The sequence below is a fragment of the Acinetobacter sp. F-1 genome (genome assembly GCF_022869025.1).
GTDB lineage: Bacteria > Pseudomonadota > Gammaproteobacteria > Pseudomonadales > Moraxellaceae > Acinetobacter > Acinetobacter pseudolwoffii.
The window spans coordinates 66,243-92,013 of sequence record NZ_JAJKFX010000002.1 but is presented as its reverse complement, the minus strand read 5'-3'; the positions used below and the strand labels follow the sequence as shown (position 1 = coordinate 92,013).

27 protein-coding genes and 1 tRNA gene are annotated in these 25,771 nt (G+C 41.5%); 15 read left to right on the top strand and 13 right to left on the bottom strand.

Going from position 1 to position 25,771, the window contains the following annotated elements; genetic code table 11:
- Positions 1-7 precede the first annotated feature (7 nt).
- The 3 genes from queF to LOZ91_RS02330 are packed head-to-tail and all read right to left on the bottom strand — an operon-like array spanning position 8 to position 2,528.
- Positions 8-823: an NADPH-dependent 7-cyano-7-deazaguanine reductase QueF gene (queF, locus tag LOZ91_RS02340; RefSeq protein WP_244782604.1), complete on the bottom strand. Its 816-nt coding sequence runs from the start codon at positions 821-823 to the stop codon at positions 8-10.
- Positions 823-1,596: an ABC transporter permease gene (locus LOZ91_RS02335; protein WP_005097525.1), complete on the bottom strand. Its 774-nt coding sequence runs from the start codon at positions 1,594-1,596 to the stop codon at positions 823-825. Before LOZ91_RS02335 ends, queF begins: the two co-directional genes overlap by 1 nt.
- Positions 1,593-2,528: an ABC transporter ATP-binding protein gene (locus LOZ91_RS02330; protein ID WP_244782603.1), complete on the bottom strand. Its 936-nt coding sequence runs from the start codon at positions 2,526-2,528 to the stop codon at positions 1,593-1,595. The genes LOZ91_RS02335 and LOZ91_RS02330 overlap by 4 nt, the downstream gene beginning before the upstream one ends.
- Before the next feature lie 178 nt (positions 2,529-2,706).
- On the opposite strand from LOZ91_RS02330, the gene LOZ91_RS02325 reads away from it, so the two are divergent.
- Positions 2,707-2,782: transfer RNA gene (locus tag LOZ91_RS02325), tRNA-Arg, on the top strand.
- Positions 2,783-3,267: 485 nt separating this feature from the next.
- Complete coding sequence (locus tag LOZ91_RS02320) at positions 3,268-4,185, top strand: LysR family transcriptional regulator (protein WP_005097509.1); 918 nt, start codon at positions 3,268-3,270, stop codon at positions 4,183-4,185.
- A 37-nt stretch (positions 4,186-4,222) separates the two neighbouring features.
- Here LOZ91_RS02320 and LOZ91_RS02315 read toward each other — a convergent pair whose 3' ends face one another.
- Positions 4,223-4,396 carry a hypothetical protein gene (locus tag LOZ91_RS02315; protein WP_167381264.1) on the bottom strand — a complete coding sequence of 58 codons (174 nt, stop codon included), beginning with the start codon at positions 4,394-4,396 and terminating at the stop codon, positions 4,223-4,225.
- Between the two features lie 875 nt (positions 4,397-5,271).
- On the opposite strand from LOZ91_RS02315, the gene LOZ91_RS02310 reads away from it, so the two are divergent.
- On the top strand, positions 5,272-5,490 hold the full coding sequence (locus LOZ91_RS02310; RefSeq protein WP_005097507.1) for a hypothetical protein: 219 nt from the start codon (positions 5,272-5,274) through the stop codon (positions 5,488-5,490).
- A 161-nt stretch (positions 5,491-5,651) separates the two neighbouring features.
- Here the strand turns inward: LOZ91_RS02310 and LOZ91_RS02305 are convergent, their stop codons facing one another.
- The 3 genes from LOZ91_RS02305 to LOZ91_RS02295 form a co-directional block, all read right to left on the bottom strand.
- The gene (locus tag LOZ91_RS02305; RefSeq protein WP_005170170.1) at positions 5,652-6,002 is read right to left on the bottom strand and encodes a hypothetical protein; all 351 of its coding nucleotides are present in this window, start codon (positions 6,000-6,002) and stop codon (positions 5,652-5,654) included.
- Positions 6,003-6,200: 198 nt separating this feature from the next.
- Positions 6,201-6,866: a hypothetical protein gene (locus LOZ91_RS02300; protein WP_244782602.1), complete on the bottom strand. Its 666-nt coding sequence runs from the start codon at positions 6,864-6,866 to the stop codon at positions 6,201-6,203.
- Positions 6,867-6,957: 91 nt separating this feature from the next.
- Positions 6,958-7,665: a 3'-5' exonuclease gene (locus tag LOZ91_RS02295; protein ID WP_244782601.1), complete on the bottom strand. Its 708-nt coding sequence runs from the start codon at positions 7,663-7,665 to the stop codon at positions 6,958-6,960.
- Positions 7,666-8,204: 539 nt separating this feature from the next.
- Between LOZ91_RS02295 and glyA the strand changes: the two genes are divergently transcribed.
- From glyA to ahpF, 6 genes are all read left to right on the top strand, one after another.
- A complete protein-coding gene (glyA, locus tag LOZ91_RS02290) occupies positions 8,205-9,455 on the top strand; it encodes a serine hydroxymethyltransferase (protein ID WP_005097502.1) in 1,251 nt (416 codons plus the stop codon).
- A 504-nt stretch (positions 9,456-9,959) separates the two neighbouring features.
- Positions 9,960-10,364, top strand: a complete 405-nt coding sequence (gene rnk / locus LOZ91_RS02285; RefSeq protein ID WP_005097501.1) for a nucleoside diphosphate kinase regulator — start codon at positions 9,960-9,962, stop codon at positions 10,362-10,364.
- A gap of 284 nt (positions 10,365-10,648) precedes the next feature.
- Complete coding sequence (locus LOZ91_RS02280) at positions 10,649-11,440, top strand: hypothetical protein (RefSeq protein ID WP_005097500.1); 792 nt, start codon at positions 10,649-10,651, stop codon at positions 11,438-11,440.
- 16 nt (positions 11,441-11,456) lie between these two features.
- A complete protein-coding gene (locus LOZ91_RS02275; RefSeq protein WP_005097499.1) occupies positions 11,457-12,590 on the top strand; it encodes a toxic anion resistance protein in 1,134 nt (377 codons plus the stop codon).
- Positions 12,591-12,623: 33 nt separating this feature from the next.
- Positions 12,624-13,541, top strand: a complete 918-nt coding sequence (locus LOZ91_RS02270; RefSeq protein WP_100357384.1) for a hypothetical protein — start codon at positions 12,624-12,626, stop codon at positions 13,539-13,541.
- Positions 13,542-13,748: 207 nt separating this feature from the next.
- Positions 13,749-15,314 carry an alkyl hydroperoxide reductase subunit F gene (gene ahpF / locus LOZ91_RS02265; protein ID WP_100357747.1) on the top strand — a complete coding sequence of 522 codons (1,566 nt, stop codon included), beginning with the start codon at positions 13,749-13,751 and terminating at the stop codon, positions 15,312-15,314.
- Between the two features lie 265 nt (positions 15,315-15,579).
- Here the strand turns inward: ahpF and LOZ91_RS02260 are convergent, their stop codons facing one another.
- From LOZ91_RS02260 to LOZ91_RS02250, 3 genes are all read right to left on the bottom strand, one after another.
- The gene (locus LOZ91_RS02260) at positions 15,580-15,834 is read right to left on the bottom strand and encodes a YfhL family 4Fe-4S dicluster ferredoxin (RefSeq protein ID WP_005097495.1); all 255 of its coding nucleotides are present in this window, start codon (positions 15,832-15,834) and stop codon (positions 15,580-15,582) included.
- A 2-nt stretch (positions 15,835-15,836) separates the two neighbouring features.
- A complete protein-coding gene (gene yegQ, locus LOZ91_RS02255) occupies positions 15,837-17,246 on the bottom strand; it encodes a tRNA 5-hydroxyuridine modification protein YegQ (protein ID WP_100534818.1) in 1,410 nt (469 codons plus the stop codon).
- Between the two features lie 131 nt (positions 17,247-17,377).
- Complete coding sequence (locus tag LOZ91_RS02250; RefSeq protein WP_244782600.1) at positions 17,378-17,788, bottom strand: Cd(II)/Pb(II)-responsive transcriptional regulator; 411 nt, start codon at positions 17,786-17,788, stop codon at positions 17,378-17,380.
- An 85-nt stretch (positions 17,789-17,873) separates the two neighbouring features.
- Between LOZ91_RS02250 and LOZ91_RS02245 the strand changes: the two genes are divergently transcribed.
- The 3 genes from LOZ91_RS02245 (at position 17,874) to LOZ91_RS02235 (ending at position 19,137) form a co-directional block, all read left to right on the top strand.
- Positions 17,874-18,497, top strand: a complete 624-nt coding sequence (locus LOZ91_RS02245; RefSeq protein ID WP_100329024.1) for a cation transporter — start codon at positions 17,874-17,876, stop codon at positions 18,495-18,497.
- Positions 18,498-18,684: 187 nt separating this feature from the next.
- Entirely contained in the window at positions 18,685-18,936 is a 252-nt protein-coding gene (locus LOZ91_RS02240) for a hypothetical protein (RefSeq protein WP_005097487.1), read from the top strand.
- A gap of 18 nt (positions 18,937-18,954) precedes the next feature.
- Positions 18,955-19,137: a hypothetical protein gene (locus LOZ91_RS02235; protein ID WP_244782599.1), complete on the top strand. Its 183-nt coding sequence runs from the start codon at positions 18,955-18,957 to the stop codon at positions 19,135-19,137.
- A gap of 78 nt (positions 19,138-19,215) precedes the next feature.
- On the opposite strand, the gene LOZ91_RS02230 is transcribed toward LOZ91_RS02235, so the two are convergent.
- On the bottom strand, positions 19,216-19,995 hold the full coding sequence (locus LOZ91_RS02230; protein ID WP_005097483.1) for a ferredoxin--NADP reductase: 780 nt from the start codon (positions 19,993-19,995) through the stop codon (positions 19,216-19,218).
- Positions 19,996-20,100: 105 nt separating this feature from the next.
- Between LOZ91_RS02230 and tsaA the strand changes: the two genes are divergently transcribed.
- A complete protein-coding gene (gene tsaA, locus LOZ91_RS02225) occupies positions 20,101-20,805 on the top strand; it encodes a tRNA (N6-threonylcarbamoyladenosine(37)-N6)-methyltransferase TrmO (RefSeq protein WP_100329189.1) in 705 nt (234 codons plus the stop codon).
- A 46-nt stretch (positions 20,806-20,851) separates the two neighbouring features.
- Here the strand turns inward: tsaA and LOZ91_RS02220 are convergent, their stop codons facing one another.
- Entirely contained in the window at positions 20,852-21,853 is a 1,002-nt protein-coding gene (locus LOZ91_RS02220; RefSeq protein ID WP_244782598.1) for a hypothetical protein, read from the bottom strand.
- Positions 21,854-21,982: 129 nt separating this feature from the next.
- Entirely contained in the window at positions 21,983-23,242 is a 1,260-nt protein-coding gene (locus LOZ91_RS02215) for an MgtC/SapB family protein (protein WP_244782597.1), read from the bottom strand.
- 215 nt (positions 23,243-23,457) lie between these two features.
- Here LOZ91_RS02215 and LOZ91_RS02210 point away from each other — a divergent pair, with 215 nt between their 5' ends.
- Positions 23,458-25,215 carry a GspE/PulE family protein gene (locus LOZ91_RS02210; protein ID WP_100329022.1) on the top strand — a complete coding sequence of 586 codons (1,758 nt, stop codon included), beginning with the start codon at positions 23,458-23,460 and terminating at the stop codon, positions 25,213-25,215.
- Between the two features lie 96 nt (positions 25,216-25,311).
- The gene (locus tag LOZ91_RS02205; RefSeq protein ID WP_005097478.1) at positions 25,312-25,689 is read left to right on the top strand and encodes a NirD/YgiW/YdeI family stress tolerance protein; all 378 of its coding nucleotides are present in this window, start codon (positions 25,312-25,314) and stop codon (positions 25,687-25,689) included.
- Positions 25,690-25,771: the final 82 nt, after the last annotated feature.

Sequence of the window (25,771 nt, the reverse complement as noted above, 5' to 3'; positions counted from 1 at the left end):
AATGTTTTTATTGTCGCGCTAATCGAATAGGGCGAGGCATCCATGTTAAATCCGATACACGGCAAGGGTTGATATCCAATCCACCACGGCGTGTATAGGTTGCGTAGACCATCAGCTTTTCCGGTTTCAGTTGTTGCCAGAGATCGGCAAACATCTGCTCCACGCATTGTTCGTGAAAACCGTTATGCTGACGATAAGAAATAATATAAGCCAAAATACTCTTATAACAAGGTTTTTTGCCCTGATAGCGTATAAATACTGTACCCCAATCCGGTTGTCCAGTGACTGGGCAGTTACTTCTTAATAAATGTGAATACAGCTGGATTTCAACTTCTTCGGTATGGTTCGCATCCAGAGCCAAAAGACTCGCATCAGGATGATTTTCCAGACGTTCCGGAATTAGTTCATCAATGCAGATGCCTTCAGGCTTGGTAACTTCCAAGTCATCAACCTGAAATAAATCTAACGTAATCTCTGCGCCAGCCGCAGCAGATAAATCTTTTTCCACCGTGGCGATAAAGTCAGCTTGAGATTCAAATTTGGCAAAATTCAAACTATTAAAGTAGAGCTTGAGTGATTTGGATTCAATCAGATTCGGCGAAGAAGCAGGCAGGCTGATCCGTCCAATTGCGACTTGGGGTACGCCGGTTGAATTTAACCAGGAAATTTCAAAAACATGCCACCAGTCGGAGCCTTGCTGAATCGCGTCGACATGCGCGTATTGTTCACGAGCAGGTGCGCGCGAAATCGGAAACAGAACATCCGGCTGATATTCTGTCGGGTAATTGGTGTCTTTACCAAGGAGAGATTGTTCTACACTCATTATTCACGCATTCCTGAACCACGGGAGAGTAAATGATAGGCCAATGCATAGAGCAGGCCGCAACATAAGGTGACCACTGCAAGTGAAACAGTTACATTGACATCGCTATGTCCTAAAATGCCATAGCGGAAGGCATTGACCATATACACCACAGGGTTGATCAAAGATAAATTTTGCCAGAATGGACTTAAGGCAGAAATTGCATAAAACACACCGCCTAAATAAGTCAGTGGCGTTAAAACAAAGGTCGGGATAATCGAAATATCATCAAAAGATTTGGCATAGACGGCATTGATAAAACCACCCAAAGAAAACAGCAGGGAGGTAATCAATACGGTATAAATCGTCACAAACCAGTTGGTAATGTATAGATCTGCAAAAAACAAACTCACGGCACTAACAATAATCGCCACCAGTACTCCACGAATCACACCGCCCAGCACATGTCCCCAAAGAATGGCATGCATCGGTACCGGACTCATGACCAGCTCTTCAATACTCTTTTGAAATTTTGAACTGAAAAAACTGGAAGAGACGTTGGCATAGCTGTTGGTAATCACGGCCATCATGATCAGACCGGGCACAATGAACTCCATATAGCTATAGCCGCCCATGTCTCCAATCCGCGAACCGATCAGATTGCCGAAAATCACAAAATACAAGCTCATGGTGATGGCAGGTGGTAACAAGGTTTGCGGCCAGATCCGCATAAAACGGCGGACTTCTTTATATACAATGGTATATAAAGCTACGCTGAGTTGATTAATGTTCATTGCGCAGCTCCATCCAGATTTTTTTCGACCATTTTGACAAAAAGCTCTTCCAGACGATTGGATTTGTTACGCATACTGCGTACCTGAATATTCTGTGACTCCAATAGCTGGAACAGATCATTCATGCTATGTGCCTTGTCCATGGTAATTTCTAAGGTCATCGGGTCGATTAAATTAAAACGTACCCCGATAATCTCCAGATGCAAAGGTTCAATCGGTGCTGCAAGATCAAAAATAAAGGATTCTTCATTCAGCTGACTTAGGAAGCTCTTCATGCTGGTGTCTTCTTTAATCACACCACGATCAATAATCGCAATGCGGCGACACAGCATTTCGGCTTCTTCTAAATAGTGGGTGGTGAGAATGATGGATGTCCCTTGCTCATTCATCTCGTTCAAAAACTCCCACATTGAACGACGTAATTCGATGTCGACACCCGCAGTTGGCTCATCCAGAATCAAAAGTTTCGGTTCATGCATCATGGCACGTGCAATCATCAAGCGACGTTTCATACCGCCCGACAGCATACGCGCCTGCGTTGAACGTTTTTCCCATAGGCCCAGCTTGGTCAGATAGAGTTCAGCCCGTTGCTGTGCAATTTTTTTAGGAATCCCGTAATAGCCGGCTTGCGTCACCAGAATGTCGAAAGTTTTTTCAAACTGGGCGAAGTTAAATTCCTGAGGAACCACACCTAAACACTGTTTGGCTTGGGAGGGGTGGGTATCCAGGTTGTGACCGAAAATTTCGACTGTGCCGGCGGTTTTTTTTGTTAATGAACTGATAATACCGATGGTGGTGGATTTTCCGGCGCCATTTGGCCCCAGAAGTGCATAAAACTCACCTTCTGGTACATTTAAGTTGATTCCTTTTAATGCCTGAAAGCCATTGCGATAGGTCTTTGACACATCTCTTAAGATCAGTGCATCAGTCATGAATATCTCAAATGGTGAAAAGTTGAGATATTGTGAGTGATCTTGGAAAATAAGCCAAGTGATTCACATGGAATTCTGTGTTGCTGTTTTGGAACATTGTATAAAGTCTAAGCATAAAATGACGAAGTTATAGATAGTTGCTTTACCTTATGATTTTTTTTGTTATGATGTGCATCGCGCGCTCATAGCTCAACTGGATAGAGTACAGGTCTCCGAAGCCTGTGGCGTGGGTTCGAGTCCCGCTGAGCGCACCATTTTCTTATTTCTTACAACATAAAAATCTCTTTAAATTAAATCTTTATACCAGATCGCTTTTCATAAAACTTTTTATTCAGTGCCACCATTAGATTGCATTGCTTAAATCGAATCTCAAACTCTGTCTTTTCACTTTATTCGATACTGCTCAAAAATAATCTTAAAAGTTTTCAGACAAACAAATGACATGCTCATTTTCTTTTACTTATTCTGATTCTATATTTTGAGTTGATACGCTAATTCACAACAGCTTTAGGTGTTTTAAATACGAGAACTGATTGCAATGCAGAGTACGATTCTTGAATATCTTGAGGATGAAATAACTCAAATGTTTTTAATAAACCGATTTTTGAACAGATTATTTGTTGAGTAAAATTCATTAAAATAATTTAAAAGTGAAAATATTGAAGTGAGCATCCTGAAATAGATTATGCTATTCACCAAGCTTGAGTAGCTGATTTCTGTATTTTTTTGGGTAAGCCATATGATAGAACTACGACATTTAAAAACACTGACAGCGCTAAGAGAACATGGATCACTGGTTGCAGCGGCAGGAGATCTCTGTTTAACACCTTCAGCTTTGTCTCACCAATTGCGCGAACTCGATCAATGGTTCGGGGTTGAAGTGGTCAATCGCCGTAGTCGCCCTGTGAGTTTTTCTAATGTAGGTTTACGTTTGTTGAAACTAGCTGATGATGTGCTACCACAAGTACAGATAGCGCAAAGTGATATCACACGTATTGTGCATGGACAGACAGGCCGTATTATATTCTCGTCAGAGTGTCATAGTTGTTTTGACTGGCTAATGCCACTTTTGAATCAGTATCGTATCCAATATCCAGATGTTGATTTGGATTTTGCTTCGGGCTTTGAAGCCAATCCGCATGAATTGTTACAAACGGGCGAGTTTGACTTACTGATTACTGCCGATCCGATTGCACTCAAAGGTGTGGAATATTTCCCGGTATTTGAATATGAATCACGTTTGGTGTTGTCTAATACACATCCTTTAGTACGTGCCCAAGAGATTACGGTGCAGGAACTGGCAGAAGAAACATTAGTAACTTATCCGGTAGATAAGCATCGTCTGGATATCATGTCACGCTTGTTTATTCCTGCGAATATTTTGCCAAAACAGATTCGGACGACCGATTTGACTCAAATGCTGATTCAGCTTGTTGCCAGTGGTCGTGGGATTGCGGCATTGCCAGATTGGGTGGTAAATGAATATGAACAGAAGGGCTGGGTGACTTCGCGCCGTCTGGATTGTGTAGCCCCTGAAGGCTTACGCCGTACTTTATATGCAGGTTATCGAACTGAAGAAAAACAGAAAGATTACTTTGAGGGATTCTTAAAGCAGCTTGACCGATTTTCTAAAAAGCGGGCACAGTATTACACTTGATCCTAATCTCAAAGGAGCAGACTCAATAATATGAATATTAAGGATTCTGTTCCTCTTCATCCTGATGTTGTTGACGGATTTGGTCTCTTTTTACCTGAGGGTCTTTATCTACGCCCAGCTGACCGCGCTGCATCTCTCGATCCTGTTTTTCTTGTGGATCCAATTCCTCTTCTGGAAATTCTTCATTAATTTTTTCATCTGAATGAGTCATCGCAATATACCTTTTTTTAAAATATAGATTTTTTTTTGATCGATTTAAGATCGGGTTTGAGTACATTTGTTTATTGTATATGAGCGACTTTATTACACTGTTGTTTTATAACTGATTTGATTTTATAAATTGTTATGCTTGTAAGTGTGTTTATACAGTACATTTTAAATAAAAATTAGTGCTTTATGTTCAAAATAACAATGGATTATATCTATAAGAAAATTACTTTTAATTCGGCTAATTACAGCGGTTCCTGTAGAGGTTTGCTAATTTTTGAGTAGCGCTTATTATTCTCAATAATTTAAAAAAATAAATTTTAAAAAACTGAATAAATTAATAAAGGATGATGTGAACACATATTGAGCTAAATTAACTTAAATTAAAATTTTATAGAAATCATATATTTATTCTAAAAATATTTCCTTCTAAAAAATAATAATATTGGAAATTAATAAGCCTGAAATATCATAATTTAGTTTTGAAAAATGACAATTTAAATCTTGTATGAGTCTTCTTTTAGAAGTGTAAAGAGGGCTTGTAGGTCTGAAAAATGTTGCTATATTGAACTCATGGTAGGTCGTAAAACCAATAAGACGCTACCGATAAGTTGGACGGATCAATGACAGTTAGTTGAGTTTGATGTTGATCACCAAACAATAAATCTAGCACTAGCCATCCAACACAGAGCTCGCAGCAATGCGAGCTTTTTTAATGTCTGTTATAAAGCTTTGTTTAATGATTCCAGATGATTTCTTTTCTAATTGATTCCTATAAAAAAAGTTTACATTGCCAAATTCGCTAACATCTTGACCCTAAATAAGCGATTTAAGTGTGATATAAAAAATGGAAACTTAGGAAATAGAAAGGAGAGAGAAATGTCAAAGATTATTGATATAAAGGTGAAAGACCAATTTAGCAAGGTCATTGAGGCGAAAGCTTTATTACGTTCATTTGCAGAGCAACATCAGCATGATGCAATTGATCTGGTAAAAAAAATTGAACATATCGTGGTAGATGGCGAAACTATTTTACCGAGTATTGAACTGTTATTTGAAAGTCAAAAGTCTTCAAATATTTATAAAGTCGTAGAATAACTGGATCAATACGTTATACAAAGGTGAAAAAATTGAGTCCATCTATCCGATATTACAGGTTTAGCCATTAAAAACTCACCTTCCTGGTGAGTTTTTAATGAATGCAGAAAAGCAAAATTTATCCCCTATTAATAAAAAAGCCCACCGAGGTGAGCCAGAAATTAGATGTGCTTAAGTTGTACATTCACATCATATTTTTCAAATTCTTGCAGAATCTGTTTTAAGGTTTTCTGAGCGGTGATATGTTCGGGGCTTAAAGAAATTTCCTGACGAGTATTACTGTCAAAACATTCAATGGCTTGAATCAGCCAATGGTGCTCGATAGAGCTTTTTTGAATCACTACACGTCGCGGTTGTAAACTGTCACTGAGCTGGCGGGGCAGTACATAGGTAATTGCCAGTTGCACAAGTTCTAGTTCTTCAGCCGGACTTAAAAAGGTAATGACCCAATTGCCCACCTTGCTCAGTTGCATGGGGTTATCAAACGCATCGAATTCTAAATAATGTGGCATATAGCAACCAAGCGGATTTTAATGATCACTATATGGCGAGATTTTCAGGTTTTTTCTATCCCGCTTAAGTCTGATATTTCAGGATTTAAATTTAGAGATAATATAAATATGATATAAAATCAATTATCTATATTTGAAATCCAAATCTGCTTGATTGCTAAAGTTACTCATTTAAGAGTTTAAAAGACTAAGACATGCTTATTCATGAGCTTGATTTTGCTGTAATTGTGCCAAAGAGAAATTGATCTGTTTTAGAATGTGATTCAATTCTTGCGGAGGAAGTCGGCTTTCCTGCAATGAGGTGATCCACTGTATTTGGCACATTTTTAAACTGCGCACATCCTGTACCTGTAAAATATGCTGAATTTGCTGTTTGGCCATCAAGCCACAATATTTTTGTAAGCTTTCCATCATCAGATATTTGAGGTCTTCAAAAGATAAAGCTTGCGGTTCAGGTAGATGAGGTTGATTGTCTGGATTTGTTTCAATAGATGAATTTTCTTTCAGCTCTTCGATAGGAACTAGGAGGTTTTTGCGGTTCTCGGTTACACAAGGTAGGGGCAGAGGTGAATTTAAGGGACGGTAAATCTCGGAATGCGCCAAATTGATTTTGGTATCGACTTCTGTGCCGGTCTGATGTGGACTGTTTGATATTATGCTGGTGTGAGCCGGAACAATTAAAGCCATTTCACAAAGTTGCTCTAAAAGCTCGGCGGGAGCAAGTTGCTGCTTTAATCTCTCATGTAACAGATCAAAATCTTTGCTGCCGATTAGCACCAATAAGCGGCGTTGGCGTGCGGTCAAGGGGATAGAGCGATTCTGTAGCACCTCGACCCCACGTTGAGTTTTATAAAAATGCATCATAGCTGAATGAGTTGTTCCCTAAATTCAGCTAGAGCATAGTCTGGGATAATTACAATAATATGAAGAATATATTAAAAAACAGATACTTGTTTTAAGGAGTTTGAAGCGTGCTAATCGCTGTATTTTCGAGAGCCTTACGCAAATAAGGATCCAGTTCATCTTGGCGCAATAGCCATTGCACATAGTCGGCAGGAAGCTCTGCAATTGCGCTACCGCGATGTTTACCAAAGTTAATCGTACGTGGAATTCGGGCATCTTCAGAAGCATCGAACAGCTCCTGCATACTGTTAATTTTCAAATGATGCACGATATGCATCAGGATGTTGGCAGTTAAAATAATATCCATATCGGCACGATGCGCTTTACGGATCATTTCACGTGCTCGTTTACTGCCTTTGGTAATCATATAAATCAGTGCAGAAATATTATGTGCTTCTGCATCTGGCCAGACCCGACGTGCTAAAGCCAGTGTACAAATCGCTTTAATTTTCGAGGTATCTACCCCACATTTTTCGACAGCACGAACGTCATAATCAATATTATGACCAATCATATAAATCGTTTCATCTGGCAGGCGAAAGGTACTGTAATGTGGCTGACCTTCCAGGTCAGACTCCAGAATATGATGCACCGCCATGGCGGCAAAAGAAATGGGTTCGTCACATGAATAGAGCTGATCAAACAGGCGGCTTTTATCCATACTGATTTTATGGTCTACAATTGCGACAGGCGCATAGGCAATTTCAATGGGTTGACCATTTAAAGTATGCGTTTCGGTATCAAGAATAATGGCCTGCATGCGTTGAGCACCATGAAAGAAGAGACAGACTCATATTAACGATAAATTGGGAAAAAGATTAGGCTGAATATTAAAAAATATACTTTTTAGCGCAAAGAATGCTGTCAATAAATCCAATCTTGCTGCAGGTTAAGGTTCAGAACTCTCATGCAGGAAAAGAGTTAGCGGTACACCTGAAATGTTCTAGGGATTAACACGAAGTCGCTGCTCTAGGTTTATAGGGGATAAAAAGGGTAAGCAGAACTTAGCTTGAATCTCATTTTAAAATGCTTGCGGAGCGCTCGAGAAAACCAGTCTTTTCACATTTTAAACAAGACTAGATAGTGAAGGAATAAAAAATGCTCAAAATTTTAAAAGTTAAAAACTTTAACGCCAATTCAATAATTTGATTTTACTTAAATTGGTCATGATTTCTAAAGACTGGAGCAATATTTATAAAAAACTGCAGAAAGTTCATGATCGAAAATGCAAAACTTCATGCTACAATACGCGCCAATCTTAGCACGGCTTAAAAGCCCTAAATCAATAGGACCTCGCTAATGTTTGCCAATATCTCTATTGCTGAATTTGATCCAGAATTAGCTCAAGCAATCTCGAATGAAGATGCTCGTCAAGAAGCTCATATTGAGCTAATCGCTTCTGAAAACTACTGCTCACCAGCAGTCATGGAAGCTCAAGGTTCAAAACTCACTAACAAATATGCGGAAGGCTACCCAGGTAAACGCTACTATGGCGGTTGCGAATACGTAGACGTGATCGAACAATTGGCGATTGACCGTGCTAAAGAACTCTTTGGTGCTGATTATGCTAACGTTCAGCCACATGCTGGTTCACAAGCAAACTCAGCGGTTTACTTAGCGCTTCTTAACCCTGGCGATACAGTTTTGGGTATGAGCCTTGCTCACGGTGGTCACTTGACTCACGGTGCAAAAGTAAGCTTCTCTGGTAAAACATATAACGCGATTCAATATGGTTTAAACCCAGAAACTGGCGAAATCGACTATGAAGAAGTTGAACGTTTAGCGGTGGAACACAAGCCACGTATGATCGTTGCAGGTTTTTCTGCATACAGCCAAATCGTAGACTGGCAGCGTTTCCGTGACATCGCGGACAAAGTGGGTGCTTACCTGTTTGTTGATATGGCGCACGTTGCAGGTCTGGTTGCTGCTGGCGTTTACCCAAGCCCAGTGCAAATTGCTGACGTAACAACGACAACGACTCACAAAACACTTCGTGGTCCACGTTCTGGTTTAATCCTTGCGAAAGCAAACGAAGAAATCGAGAAAAAATTACAGTCTGCTGTATTCCCGGGTAACCAAGGTGGTCCTTTGGTTCACGCGATTGCAGCGAAAGCGATCTGCTTTAAAGAAGCGATGGCGCCTGAATACAAAGAATATCAAAAGCAAGTTGTGGTGAATGCAAAAGCCATGGCTGAAGTGCTAATCGCTCGTGGTTATGATATTGTGTCTGGCGGTACTGAGAACCACTTGTTCTTGTTGTCGTTAATCAAACAAGATATCACAGGTAAAGAAGCGGATGCCTGGTTAGGTGCTGCGCACATTACTGTGAACAAAAACTCTGTACCAAACGATCCACGTTCTCCGTTCGTGACTTCAGGTATCCGTATCGGCACACCTGCAGTAACAACCCGTGGTTTCGGTGAAGCTGAAGTACGTGACCTTGCGGGCTGGATTGCTGACATCCTGGATGCGAAAGGTGATGAAACGGTCATTAACGCGGTGAAAGCGAAGGTTGAAACTGTATGTGCTAAATTCCCAGTTTATGCATAATCAGTTTTAATCGGAAAGGAGCTCCCAACCGGGAGCTTTTTTTATAGCTGTTAAAATGACGAGACAAAAATCAGGATTTGGTTTAGCGCAATTCGAGTTGAACTATATCTATATCGCACCATGATTCAGGCTTAATATTTTATAGCTGATGTTGATAGGACAAGAAAATGAGTCATCAACAAAATCATATTGCGTTTTTCTGAATCTGGCTTAAAGTCTTTTATAGACCAATCTCATTTTTAAATATTTAAAAGAACAGATTTATTCATTGCCAGCTTTTTAGATCCACCCTGTACATTCTGCTTAGTACCTGAAAATTTTTATGCAAATTTCAGACGAGTTCAGGTGTTGGTGCAATAAGCGCTATGTATGAGATCATTTTCTTTAAATTTGAACATTGTATTTATAGGAATCATTCAAATATGGGTACAACCTGTATTTGGTGTTCCTGTTGGCTGTTGATTCATTAATTTTTTATTTAGGTATTTAACAAAGGTAATCAGGATGAATAAAACCACTATTATTTTATCTCAGCAGGATTTAGATCGTCTGGAAACCATGCTTGAGCATCAGACCAAGCTGAGCGAAACCATGATTCGTTTGGAAGATGAACTGGCACGTGCTGAAATAGTTGGCCCCGCGGAGATCGCAAGTAATATTGTCACCATGCATTCGCGTGTGTTACTGACTATTGCACCGTCTCCAGAGCCTGTGGAAGTCACACTGGTTTACCCACATGAGTTTAAAGGTGATAAAGGTCAGGTGAATGTGATTGCACCGATAGGCGCAGCCATTCTGGGCTTAGCCGAAGGTCAAACCATTGAATGGCCACAGCCAGATGGCCACACCATGAAAGTGACCATTGAAAAAGTGCTTTATCAGCCAGAGAGTACCGGGGATTATCTCTGATACTGTCTTGAACGCATGCTCAAAAGCCATAGTAATATGGCTTTTTTGATCTATGACTGATGTTCAAGAGTTTCACCTGGCTAAACTAGCAGTACAGCAAAATTTATCAAACACATTTGCTTTCATTGTAAAAAATATAATTAAAATAAAGATAAAACATGGATTTAGTTAAAGTGATGTAACGAATTTCTGGATAAATATACACAACGTGGTCTGTTTTTTTGCTACATTCGTGGATATTCAAGATTTTTATTTAATCTCTCTAAAAGGATACAGTCTCCGTCATGTCGCGATTTGAAGCTTTACCCGCCTTGACTGACATGTCTTTTGATCGTGAAGAAATACTGGCGATCAAACGTAATGAACTTGTGCCTGTACTGAGCCATCAATATGGACTGAATCATTATGCGGATTCTCTGATTCAGGCACAATCGGTGTTATTAAATGGGGTCGATCCGCATTTGACCCAACAGCTGAGCCAGACCATTGAGCAATTGATTCAGGCTTTGGCAGAATCTAAAAAATATCTGAAAAAACGTAAATTTAATGCACTACAAAAATGGCTTGGGATCGATCTGGATTATGGTTCGAGTCAGGTTGAATATTATCAGCGACTGGACCGTTTACTCGATCAAGCCGATCACTTAAGTCGTAAGTTACAGATTGAAATCCAGAAATCTCAGGCCCGTTTTCAGCAGCTTTTGGGTCTACGTGAGCAGATGGCCAAGCATATTGTCGCGGCAGACGAGTTTTTATCAGAATATCCGCTGTTCATCAAAAACCAGCATCCACTGGATAACTTTTCTGAACGGCTTTCCAAGAAAATCAATACACTGCGTACCTTGCAAAGCAGTAATGACATTGCCATTACCCAGATGCAGCTTTCACAGCAGCTGTCCTTTAGCTTATTGGACCGCTTTAAAGAAGCGCAACAGGTCTTGATTCCGGCCTGGCAATATCATGTCCAACAAAGCCAGAGCAAGCACTCGACAAGTGATCTGGAAAAACTTGATAATAGCCGTGAAAGTCTGATTAAAACGTTAAAAAAATCCCTCGAGAAACCCTCGAAAACATAACAATATAAGGTGAACCATGACCAAGTCTGATTTAGTAAATTTACCTGTTGAAAGCTCGAATGAACTGGTCGAACAAAAATTTCAGCAAATGGATCTGAAAGAACTGGGCTTGCAACCTGCTGACTTTCAGGAAGTACTGGCAGCACGTAAAGAATTGCAGGATATGAGTCATAACAGCGTGGCTGAGTATGGTAAAAATATTGCGACCAAAACCTCGACCTATACTGATGAATTACTGAATCTGGTCCAAAATAGAGATCTGGATGCGACAGGACAGAAACTGAATCAGGTGGTGCAGGTGGCCCAGCAACTGAATACCAGCAGCATTTTAAGTCAAAAGAAAAGTTCAGGTTTTTTTGGCAATATCATCAGCAAGTTCAAAGGCGCAAAAGGCAACTTTGATGCACATTTCAATACCACCAAAGAGCAGCTCGATGTGCTGGTCAAAGAAATTGAAACCTCGCAGTCCGGTTTGAAAGCGCGTGTAGATACCCTGGATAAAATGTTTGACGGGGTACAGGATGAATATAAACAGCTCGGGGTACATATTGCTGCCGGCCGTTTACGTGAGCAGGAGCTACAGCAGGAAATCTCCGCTTTAACCGCTTTGCCACAAGATCAAACCACAACACAGAAAATTTATGATCTGAACCATCTGGCCAATAATCTGGAAAAACGGGTCAGCGATTTGCAGGTTTTACAGCAATCTGCCATGCAAACCTTGCCGATGATCCGGATTATCCAGTCCAACAACCTGATGCTGGTCGACAAGTTTTATGCGATTAAAAATATTACTTTACCGGCATGGAAAAACCAGATCAGTCTGGCCATTTCTCTGAGTGAACAAAAGAACAGTGTCCAGCTGGCCAATACCATTGATGATGCCACCAATGAACTGCTGCGCCGTAATGCAGATCTATTGCATCAGAACTCTGTCGATACCGCAAAAGCCAATCAGCGCTCCGTAATTGATATCGAAACGCTTGAACATGTGCAAAACACCCTCATTAAAACAGTCAATGATGTGATACAGATTCAGAAAGAAGGTGTACAAAAACGCACAGAAGCAACCGTGCGTTTAAAGGCTTTACAGGATAATCTGAATCACTTGGTGATTGAATCAAGTACGAGCGGATCAAAGCCCAACTAAATATTGTGGTTGAAGATCTAAAAGGAGTAAAGATTGCCTCCCTTAGATGAATATGCGGTGTCTCCTGGTGAGATCAAGCAAGGTGTGGTTGCGCTCAAGAAACGTCAACGCAATTTGATGTTATTGGGTATCACCAGTTCTACGGTATTTATTGCCTCCATCATTGGTCTGTTTTTTCAGCAGGAACTGGTCTATGGCTTTTTTGGCCTGAGTACCGAAGTGCAGCAGTTACATTTACCGGTCAGTGTAGATGCCACGCTGGCCAGCATTGGTGATAGTCCGGATTATTTTTTTAGTTTGCTGAGCTGGTTTGGCTGGCTGATTATTAAAATTTTTGCTTCTTTTATCGGTGCATTTTTTATCATTGGCCTATTAAAGAAACTGCGTTTCTTTTATGTGCGCTTTCAGTCTTTTGTGCTGAAATTTGTCGCCTGGCTAATTGTCTTTATCGTGATCTGGTCGGGATTAACTTACTGGCAGCATGATTTACGGAATGACCGGGATGATGCTTATCAGCAGGTGGTGTATTACGATAGCAATATCAATGACAGTGAAATTGCACGATACCTCGCCGATTCAGAGATTGCCGCACCGGTAAAATCTTATTTACTGGCACAAACAGCACTTTTGCATAAACCGCAAGATTTATCGGCTGCAAAACCTTATGTATTCAATCTGGTAGAAGCAGAAAAGCAGGATGCAAAATTTGAGCAATATGGCTTTAAGCCAGAACAACTCTGGACCATGCAGCAACAGATCTATGGTCAAGCCATGACACCGGTTGCCAAGAGTGTAAATACGCAAGTACAACAGGCAAACCAGTTGAGTCAGATCACTTATCTGGTGATTATTGGAGTGGCCATTTTATCGGCATTTCTGAGTTTGGTTCTGTTCTTCTTGGCCAATTCAATCAAAGGCCGATCCTTGCGTATCGAGCAACGGATAAATTAATGTTTTAGAAATGCTCCTGTTTAGGAGCATTTTTTATCTGCTGATGAAACAGTATAAAAATTAAAAGCTGAAATACCAAAAATAATTATCAAACCAGTGATCTAAAAAAACGATTTATAATATAAAAACAAACCGTTTTACCTATTTTGATTTATGCACTAATATCGCTTTATCAAATAAATATTTATTCCTTTGGAGACGTTAGCCATGTTAGACCAAAATACTTCAGCCCAATTAAAAACACTACTCGAACGTCTGGAAAGCCCGATTGAACTGGTTGCGACTTTAAATGATTCCGACAAATCTGCAAAAATCAAAGAACTGGTTGAGGAGGTGGCTGCATTATCTGATTTAGTCACTGCACGCTTTGACGGTACAAACCAACGTGCACCAAGCTTTGGTATTGCCAAAGCAGGTGAAGAACCACGTGTCTACTTCGCAGGTCTGCCAATGGGGCATGAATTCACCTCACTGATTCTGGCTTTACTGCAAAGCTCTGGTTATGCACCGAAAGTATCTGCTGAAGTTTTAGAGTCGATTAAAGGCTTAGGAATCAAATCTGATTTCGATGTATTCGTATCACTCAGCTGTCATAACTGTCCGGATGTGGTTCAAGCCTTAAACCTGATTGCAATTTACAACCCGGGCACAACAGCCACCATGATTGATGGGGCATTCTTCCAGGATGAAGTGGAAGAACGCAAAATCATGGCAGTTCCAATGGTGTTCCAGGACAACCAGCATATCGGTCAAGGTCGTATGACTTTGGAAGAAATCGTGGCAAAACTGGACACCAACTCTGCAGCAAAAGAGGCTGAAAAGCTCAATGCCAAAGATGCTTTTGATGTACTGGTGATTGGTGGTGGCCCCGCCGGGAATACCTCTGCGATCTATGCTGCACGTAAAGGCATTAAAACCGGGATCGTGGCTGAACGCATGGGTGGTCAGGTCATGGACACCATGGACATCGAAAACTATACCTCGATTCAAAAAACCCAAGGACCTAAGTTTGCTGCTGAAATGGAAGCACATGTACGGGAATACGGTGTTGACATCATGAACCTGCAACGTGTATCCAACATCAAAGGTGCTTCTGAGACTGCAAATGGCTTGGTTGAAGTCACTTTAGAGAATGGTGCCAAACTGGAATCGAAAACCGTGATTCTGTCGACCGGTGCACGCTGGAGAGAAATGAATGTTCCGGGTGAGCAGGAATACAAAACCCGTGGTGTGGCCTATTGCCCACACTGTGATGGCCCTCTGTTTAAAGGCAAACGTGTTGCGGTAATCGGTGGGGGTAACTCAGGTGTTGAAGCTGCGATTGACCTTGCAGGGATTGTAGAGCATGTGACTTTGGTTGAGTTTGATAGCAAACTGCGTGCGGATCAGGTATTGCAAGACAAATTAACAAGCTTGCCAAACACCACGGTGATTAAAAATGCCTTGTCGACTGAAGTGGTGGGTGACGGTTCACAAGTGACTGCACTGAAATACAAAGACCGTGTAACAGATGAAGAGCACACTGTTGAATTGGCTGGTATCTTCGTACAGATTGGTTTGTTGCCGAATACTGATTTCTTAAAAGCAACAGCGGTTGAATTGTCAAATCGTGGTGAGATCCTGATTAACGAACGCAACGAAACCAATGTGAAAGGTGTATTTGCTGCGGGTGACTGTACTACTGTTCCGTATAAGCAGATCATCATTGCCACAGGTGAAGGTGCGAAAGCATCACTGTCTGCATTTGATTACATCATCCGTTCAGGTCAGTAAAAAATAACACCAAGGTTCCCCAAAACCTTGGTGTTCGATCTCGATTATCTTTGTTATACCTTTTTATAGGAACTCCGGACGCTAACACCAGAGTTCCTTTTTTTATTGTTATATTTGCTTCCTTTTTTAGATCAGCCAGAAGCATCCCCAATTGCTTCTGGCTGTTTCTTTCCTCTGTACTGTTTTTGTTCTGACTCTTATTATTCAGCCTTCCCCAAGGTTGTCTTTATTCAATGCAATATTTATTCCAATGTTTGATCAGTACTTAAGACTGGAACAAATTCAAGACTTTAAATTTTTCTAACAGTTGCTCTTGCGTCTCTACATGCTCAGGATGTGGCACAATGCACTCAATTGGGCATACATCTACACAGGTTTGGCGCTCATAAAAGCCGACACATTCCGTACAACGGTTCACATCAATCTCATAGACTTTCGCACCCTCATAAATCGCATCATTTGGACATTCTGCTAAACACATATCGCAATTGATGCATTTGTCGGTAATCAGCAGCGCCATGTTTAACTCGCCTGATAAGCCAGTGACGATGCCGAAACATCTATAGTCGATGTCGGCAGATTGCGGATGAGCAGTGCATATTGCATATCTACATCTGCCGGAACCGGAATCTCGACGATATGACCTGAGCCTTTAGCCTCAGAAATCAGATTGCCTTTTTTGTCTTTCATTTCGGTTAAAACAAAGCTGATATTGCCTTGCGTCGTCATCAGCTCTAAGGAATCACCCACGACAAAACGGTTTTTTACATCAATTTTGATGGAGTTACCGTTACGTTCTAAGACTTCACCGCAGAACTGTTGATGGTCAAAACTTGAAGAGCCATTTTCATAATTGTGATATTCACTGTGCACATGACGGCGCAGGAAACCTTCGGTATACCCACGATTGGCCAGACCTTCTAATTGCGTCATCAATGCTGGGTCAAATGGTTGGCCCGCAAGCGCATCATCAATGGCCTTACGATAGATTTGTGCGGTACGGGCACAGTAAAAATAGGATTTGGTCCGGCCTTCAATCTTCAAGGAATGTACCCCGACCTTGATCAGACGCTCGATATGTTGTACCGCACGTAAGTCTTTAGAATTCATGAAATAAGTGCCGTGTTCATCTTCTTCGGCAGCAAACATGTCTTCATCATTACGCTGTAATAATATCGGTTCATCAAATTGATGCTGTGCTTGCATATGTGCTTCGTCGGCATCTTGAGAGCAGCAGCCTGAATCCAGATTTTTCACTGGAATCACATCACCAGTTTCATCTTCCTTCGCATCCAGAACTTTGTATTCCCAGCGGCAGGCATTGGTACACGCACCCTGATTGGCATCACGTTTATTCATATAACCAGACAGCATGCAACGGCCGGAATAAGCCATGCACAGCGCACCATGTACGAAAACCTCAATCTCCATATCCGGTACTTGCTGTTTAATCTCAGCAATTTCTTCAATCGATAATTCACGTGACAGAATCACGCGCGTGAGTCCCATATTTTTCCAGAATTTTACCGTTGCCCAATTCACTGCATTGGCTTGCACAGACAGATGAATATCCATTTCTGGAAAATGTTCACGCACCATCATGATCAGGCCCGGATCAGACATGATCAGCGCATCCGGCTGCATCGCCACCACAGGTTCCAGATCACGAATAAAATTTTTCAGTTTGGAATTATGCGGCTGGATATTGACGACCACATAGAATTTTTTACCTAGCTCATGGGCTTCTTGAATGCCAATCGCCAGATTGTCATGATCAAATTCATTATTACGAACGCGCAAACTATAACGCGGCTGACCTGCATAGACTGCATCTGCACCATAGGCGAAGGCATAGCGCATATTTTTCAGTGAACCGGCAGGTGAGAGGAGTTCAGTAACGGTCGTCAGGCTCATGATGGAATCGAAAGACATATAAAAAGTACGGCTTTATTCTAACCATCTAAAATTTGGATTCAACCCAGTAAATTACTCGGAAATAAGCCATTTAGAATAAAAAGAATGTTTTATTTTGAGTGAAATGAAGCACTAAAATTATTCAATATTCAATTATTTTCAGTCTGTTCGAGCATTTTTAAAATCTGACAATGATCAATGGTGGTCGGGACATTACAACTTTTGCGAAGTGCAATCAGCTGTTGTTCGAATAGCTGTAATTCCCTAATTTTTTTGGAGATATCTTCTAAATGCTGGTTGATGAGCTGATTCACTGCACCGCATTCCTGCTGCGGATTCTGTTCGAGTTTAATCAGGGCTTCAATCTCTTTTAAGGACATGTCCAAAGCACGACAGCGTTTGATAAAAAGCAGCCTTTTCAGGGCTTCTTCACCATAATAACGATAGCGATTACTTGCTCGAAAATTCGGCTGTATCAAGCCTTTCTTCTCATAAAAGCGAATGCTATCTGTGCTTAAAGCAGTCTTTTTGGCTATTTCTGAAATTAAATAGACTGACATTGCTCGCTCCTGCTTGACCTTGGAGTTAGTCCATAGTTTCTAATTATTTTAACTCATTTTTTGCACGAAAGTATGGAAGATCAACATGGCCTGTAGCTGTAGTCATGAACCTGCTCCACCCAAACCTGACAGTAAGTTTAGAACGGCGTTATGGATTGCCTTGGTGGTGAACCTGACTTTATTTGTGGTAGAACTGATTGGTGGGGCCTATGCACATTCATCGGCTTTGTGGGCAGATGCCTTGGACTTCTTTGGTGATGCCGTCAATTATGGCGTCTCTTTGGCGGTCATCGGTGCAAGTCTGTACTGGCGCGCAACAGTCGCTTTACTCAAGGGAATGACCATGGCCTTATTTGGCCTGGTGATCATGGGAAAAGTCATTTATGCCTATCTGCAAGGCATTCCGCCAGAGGCACTGACCATGGGCTTGATTGGCGTACTGGCATTGCTGGCAAATGTATTTACGGCAGTCATTCTCTATGCCTTTCGCGAAGGTGATTCCAATATGCGGTCAGTCTGGCTGTGTAGCCGAAATGATGCCATTGGCAATGCTGCCGTGATTCTGGCAGCAGTCGGGGTTTTTGGTACAGGCAGTCTGTGGCCAGATATAATAGTGGCGATGATTATGGCGAGTCTTGGTTTAACTGCGGGTTATCAGATTGTGAAGCAGGCACTGGCAGAACGGGCATTAGGACATGAGTCAGCCTGATTCTGAATATTTAAGTTTAATCCTAAAAAAGCTGCTTAACGGGCAGCTTTTTTATGGCCTGTATATTTTAAATAGATGAAAAATAAAGCTTTACAAATCCACTAATTTTAGAAAGAATCATCCGCGAAATTTATAGAATAGCAATATAACTTAACCATTTAATTTTTATTGTTTTTGAGGGGGGACAATGAACTTCATAAAACTACTTTCACTTGCGGCCATGGTGCTGATGACGGGCTGTAGCTCTATGGTCATCACTTATGATGCCACCGGTCAGGTGATTGGATCATGTAAAGCAACACGCGGTCTGCTTTCAACTGCAAGTGCCCATTGTGGTGGTTCAGGTAATGCGATGGGTGTGAATTACAATAGCGTGGATGCCAAGACGGGTTTGTTGCCAGCACTGCCAAGTCAAAACCAGATTAATTTAAAGCCATAAAGAATACAGGGGAATATCATGAAATTATCAGCACTTATTGCACTGGCACTGGCACTGGTATTAACAGGCTGTGCATCGACAGTGACTACATTTGACTCGCATGGCCGTATGATCGGTTCATGTAAGGCAGAAAGCGGTTTTATCATTGGTGGTGGCGCAGGCTGTTCAGGTTCTGCCAATCAGGAAGGTCGTGATCGTTAATTTTTTAACGCCGATTCAAATAAAAAACCGAAGCTTGAAGCTTCGGTTTTTTTAATTCTGATCATCTAAAATCAGATTTTATTTTTCCACGAATGCACGTTCAATCACGTAATCGCCTAGAACACCCATTTTAGGTGACTCTTTTAGACCGTGTTGGTCTAGAAGTGCAGCAACATCGTCGAGGAAGGCTGGGCTACCACACAGCATAGCGCGATCCGTTTCCGGGTTAAAACGTGGCAGACCAATTTTTTCAAACAGTTCGCCGGTTTCAATTGCAGTCGTAACGCGACCTTGGTTCGGATATTCTTCACGCGTCACAGTCGGGTAGTACACTAATTTTTCTTTTGCACCAAGCTCTGAGAAGAATTCGTGATTTGGTACTTCATTCAAAATCAAATCTTGATAAGCCAGTTCAGAAATGAAACGGGTACCATGCACGATAATGATTTTTTCAAAACGTTCATAAGTTTCAGGATCACGGATGGTCGCCAAGAATGGTGCAAGGCCAGTGCCTGAAGACAGAAGATACAAGTTTTTACCTGGGTTCAGGTCATCTAGCACCAAAGTACCTGTCGGTTTTTTAGAAATCAGGATGTCATCGCCGACTTTTACTTTTTGTAGAATGGAAGTCAGTGGGCCATCCGGCACTTTAATTGAGAAAAACTCTAACTCTTCTTCGTAGTTGGCACTTGCAATTGAATATGCACGCATTAAGGGCTTGCCATTGACTTCAAGGCCGATCATTACAAACTGACCGTTTTTAAAACGTAAAGCAGTGTCACGAGTCGTTTTAAAAGAGAATAAAGTATCATTCCAGTGGTGGACGTGAGTAATCTTTTCGACGTTAAAAGCAGCCATTAAAGGTCTCAATAAGTTATCAAATTAGAACAACTTGCTATTCTAAACTAAATCCATTCTCTATAAACTGAATATATTTAATTGAGCTTATCAAAAAAAGTGATGATGACTGAAATTAAGTTGCCGATTATTGGTTATATGCAATCACCCTACAAAGAAAAATTTGGTATTCCACGGCAGCCCAATCTGGTGCAGGTCGAAAGTTATATCGAAATGGTCGGCCCCTATAATGATTTGCTGGCATTTGAAGGAATTGAGGCTTTTAGTCATCTCTGGCTGATCTGGCAGTTTCATGATAATAAATATCAGGAGAATGCGAAATTCCGTCCTCAAGTACGCCCACCACGTTTGGGCGGCAATCAGAAGATTGGCGTTTTTGCGACACGGAGCATGTATCGTCCAGCACCGATTGGCTTGTCAGTCGTTCAACTCAAAGAAGTCAAGAAGGTCGGCAAGAATGTACGTGTGTATCTAAATGGAAGTGATTTGCTGGATGGAACGCCGATTGTAGATATCAAGCCCTATATTCAGTATTCAGATGCCGTGATTGAGGCACAAAGTGGTTATGCACAGGATGAGCCACAACGTAAATCGGTAATTTGGACAGAAGAGGCGGAGCAGCAAAAACAGCAGTTCATGAATAAGGGAAAAGTTTCTCCACAAATACTGCAAGAACTCGAAGAAGTTCTCTCTTTAGATCCGAGACCTGCTTATCAGGATGATGAGGAACGGGTTTATGGAATGAAGTTTGCGGATTTAGATGTGAGGTTTAAAATAGTCGGTGATAGGGTAAAAATACAGGAACTTTAAGTTCCTGTACCTCCGACTTAGCTATTAATCAAGTAAACGATGAAAACTATTTACTGATCACGTTATTCATTTGTTTTCTAATTTCGCTTGAAGCTACATCATTAAATGCATTACATGCATTTTGAGTCAAATCATAAAGTTCTTGGCGAACTTGTTTCTCATGATTATCTTTTGCAGAAGTTATCAAACTTTGAAGTTCTGATAATAAGTTTTTGAAATCATATTCCTTTCCTGCTGGATGGTAATCCACTTCATAATATTTACTTTTATATTCTGCTAGACCCCATTGCTGATCTTCTCGGAGATCTAAATAAGCAATTGCATCTTTAAAGGTTTTTTTAGAATAGTTTTTACTATCAGTGGATACATCGGCCCATTCTGTTTTTAAGTAATCTTGTATATCTTCTTCAAGTGAATATTTATATAACTCAATATATTCTTTTGAATTTGAAATATCTTGAAATTGAATACATTTTGAGTTTGCTGGGAATTTTGCATTACTTGTTAAGGTGTAGAATTTTTCACCTAACTCCCCCATTGTATAGGTATCAAGTAAATTATATTTAAGTGTTAAATAATTATTGGGACTAAGTATTGGAGCAATATTTTTACCACTAATATCAATTTCTTTAAATTTAATTATAGTTTGAAGATCTTTTGAGTTAATAGAGGAGTAGGGTGCTAGTTGCCATGTAGTGGCATTTGTTTTTATTATTCCATTTAACTGTCCATATTTAGGATGCATATTACCTGTATCGTATAATCCATTTTCGGTTAAAGAGAATGTATTGCTCTCATCCCAACCTGTGGTTTCTTCGACTTTAAAGTATAAGTTTCCTTGATCAAAAGTATTTTGCTCAATTTCATAATCTAAAGTTTCATCAGAATATTCATCAACAAAAAATGTAGTCCATTGTTGAAATGATGGGGTGGTAAGATTAAGGCTACCTGTACCTGTACCAGGGTTTGAATCAGAAGATGAGCCCCCACCACAAGCACTTAGCATGAATGCACTAAAAATTGCGAGTGATAAATTCTTAAATTTCATAAAAATCCCTATAAAAAATCATAGTAATAAAATTGTTTTTTAAAATAAAGCAGACTAATTATAGCGAATAAATATCAAAATTAAATTTGCAAAATATATAAAAATTAACTATTTAAATATATTTAACAATCAAAATACCATCCACCACAAAATACCAATCAACACCGCCATATGCAAAATCTGTACTGGCGCAAAGTACAGAGAAAATTTGAAACCACCCGTTACAGCAGCATTGACTGACTTGGCTACAGCATGTGCGCCCAGCCCCAAAAGCAGGGCATAGATCAGCCGGGTATTGGATGGATCTCCTTGAATGACCACGCTTGCCATTGCGGCATGAATTTCAAATAAAGATGCGAACAAGGTACCTGCCAGCAAACCTGCATCTCCCAGTAATAGCTCTAGCCCATAAATTCCAGCCTGAATCAATGTCAAGGTGACGGCAATAATTACCGCCTCCTTCAGGCTAAACATCTGACTATCTTCTTCCTTTGCACAGTTCTCCGCTGGCTTGGCTTTACGTAATAGCAGAAATGCACAAGCAGCCAAAATGGCCATCGCAACCAGAGAGGGTAAAATCAGAATTTTCAGCCAGCTCCACGACACCCCTCCAACGACAATAAATAACAATATCAGGGTCGAAATACAGGACATGAGTGCTGCGCCTGCATTGGATTTAGCATCGACCTCACCTTTGCGTACCTGTAGACCTAAATGGGCAATGGTCGCAGTACTGGAGACAAAACCTGAAGCGAGGGAGGATAGCAGGAGGGCATTTTTACTGGATAAAAGCCGTTTGGCCACGTGAGCAAGTGCCTGTACCACCAGAATTAAAGTCAATAGTCTCAAGATCAGGTGCGGGTTGAGGACTTCTCCCCATAAAGGCGTGTCGGGTGTTAGTGGCAGGCCGATCAGAATCAGGGCAAGTAATAATAGCCCATCTCTAAACTCTGCTTCGGTAATCCATTGTCCGGCAATATTATGCAGGGAGTGTTTGGCCATCAGAATAGTCGTCAGCATGACCGCGAGCCCTGCGGCCAAGGGGATATTCCAAAGACAGATTGCCCCAATAAAATACGTCATGAGAAAGGCGAGTTCTGTGGTAATGCCAGGATCTTCAGGCTGATTTCGGATTGAAAAAATCACCATGCCACCCACAATCAGCGCACCAGCAAGTCCAATACTCATACCGAACAGGAAGCATAGCGCACCCAATAAGGCACAGATGGCAAAAGAGCGTAAACCGGCAAAACTGGGTTGATGTTCACGTTGTTTATGACGCTCTCGTTCCAGTCCAATTAACAAGCCACAGCCTAAAGCCGCCATCAGGATGGCCAGAAGCTCCTGAAAAGAGCTACTGCTATTCAGGGGTACCGCGCTAAAATCCAAGTTTCACCTCACCCACCTAACAAAACATGCTGTTTGAAATATAGGCGATTCTTCTAGAGCGCGACAAGCTGGAAATACAGTAAAGATTGAATAACGGTCGAGGCATCCCAGTATTTTTAAATCCATTCAGCAAAAGTCACTGACATTGCTAACTGGGTAATGCGAAAAATAACAAAAACTTGTTATAGTGAAGGCAGATTTGGGGATTGATAACAATGAAATTTGACTTTGAAATTGATACTGCCTGGTGTTTAGACCAACTGTTTAAAGATGGCAAAATCAGTGAACGTGACCGGATGCTGGTACAGACCACCCATCGTCAACGTGAACAATTAAAATGGCATCCTTTACAGTGGCTGGCCAACTTCAATCTTATTGATCAATCCCATCCGCAAACCACATTGACCTTGAACCGCTTATGTCAGTGGCTGGCCGAAAAAACCGGATTAATGTTCTATATCATCGATCCTTTAAAAGCCGACGTACAGGCATTGACCCATGTCATGTCACAGGAATATGCACTACGTAACCATATTCTGGCCGTTGAGATTCAGGCCGATAAAGTTCTGATCGCGACCGATCAGCCGTATAAGACTGAATGGGTCTCTAATCTTGAACAGAATATTTCCCCGAAAAAAATCCAACGGGTGCTGCTGAATCCAGAACAGTTACAACGATATATTGTCGAATATTATCAGGTCAGCCGTGCAGTCAGTGGCTCACAAAAATCCTCGGCCTATGACCGGGAAAATAAAGGCGTCGAAGCCTTGCTACAACTGGGTGATTCGCAAAATCCGGATGCCAATGACCAGCATATTGTCAAACTGGTGGACTGGGTGCTGCAATTTGCCTTTGAACAGGGTGCCAGTGATATTCATATGGAACCGCGCAAAGGTACGGGCAAGATTCGCTTTCGAATCGATGGGGTGTTGCATACCATTTATAACATGCCGGCCAATACGCTGACAGCGGTAATTTCCCGGATCAAGATTCTGGGCCGGATGAATGTGGCAGAAAAGCGTAAACCACAAGATGGCCGTCTGAAAACCCGAACGCCGAAAGGACAGGAAACCGAATTGCGTCTGTCGACCTTGCCGACCGCATTTGGCGAAAAACTGGTGATGCGGATTTTTGATCCGGAAGTTCTGGTCAGAAGTTTTCAGCAACTCGGTTTTGAAGGGCATTTACTCAATGACTGGAATAATCTGACCAGTCACAGTCACGGCATCATTCTGGTCACCGGGCCAACTGGTTCTGGTAAAACCACAACACTGTATTCGACCTTGAAGCAGCTGGCGACGGAACAGGTCAACGTCTGTACCATTGAAGATCCGATCGAGATGCTGGAACCGAGTTTCAACCAGATGCAGGTCAATAACGGTATTGAACTGGGCTTCGCCGATGGCGTGCGCGCGCTGATGCGTCAGGATCCGGACATTATCATGGTCGGTGAGATTCGTGATCAGGATACTGCCAATATGGCGATCCAGGCGGCACTCACCGGGCATCTGGTGTTATCTACCCTACATACCAATGATGCGCCGTCGAGTCTGACCCGTTTGCATGATCTGGGCGTGCAACCTTTTCTGACCGCAGCCACCATTCTCGGGGTATTGGCGCAGCGTCTGGTGCGTAAACTCTGCCCACACTGCAAGCAGGAAAGCTTCCTGAATGAACAGGAATGGCAGCATCTGGCGGCAGACTATCCTTTACCGCGTCCGGAATTTGTTTTTAAAGCCGTAGGTTGTGAGGAATGCCGTCATACCGGTTATAAAGGTCGTGTCGGGATTTATGAATTTATGCCCCTGAGTCTGGAAACCAAGCAGTTGATTGGGGCCGATGCCAATTTGAACCAGTTACGCCAGCAGGCCAAAAAAGAAGGGGTAGAACCATTGCGTATTGCCGGCGCACGTAAAGTCATGGAAGGAATGACCACACTGGAAGAAGTCTTGAGAGTGGTGCCCTTAAATTAATTTTTGAAAATGAGGGTTTCTTAAGATTCAGCTCATCTTCGGCTGTTTTAATTGCATTATCGAAACCAAGCACAGATACACATAGAGGTATATGTAATGAAAATGATGATGAATACCGTTTTAGCAGCCACCCTGATGGGTTCAATCGCGACAGCAGCTGTAGCGAGTAACGAAACTGTGAATCAGCCCGTGGTAAATCAGGCCGCTTTTGCTCAAGTCACTACCGTTAAACAGGCTTTGGGCATGAAAGATGATAGCAATGTTCAGCTTAAAGGCTATGTGGTTAAAGCGGTCGGTGATGAAAAATATCAGTTCCGTGACAGCACAGGCAGCATTACCGTAGAAATTGATGATGAACTGTGGCAAGGCAAACCGATTTCAGCCAAAACGCCAGTGACCATTATCGGTGAAGTGGATATTGACTATAAACCGGCAAAACGAGTTGAAATTGATGTCGAGCAGCTTCGTTTCTAATTCTAATATGAGCAGATGAATTGAATCTGAAGCTTGCTCTGGATTCAAAAACTGTAAAAAACCACATGCAAATCATACAAAA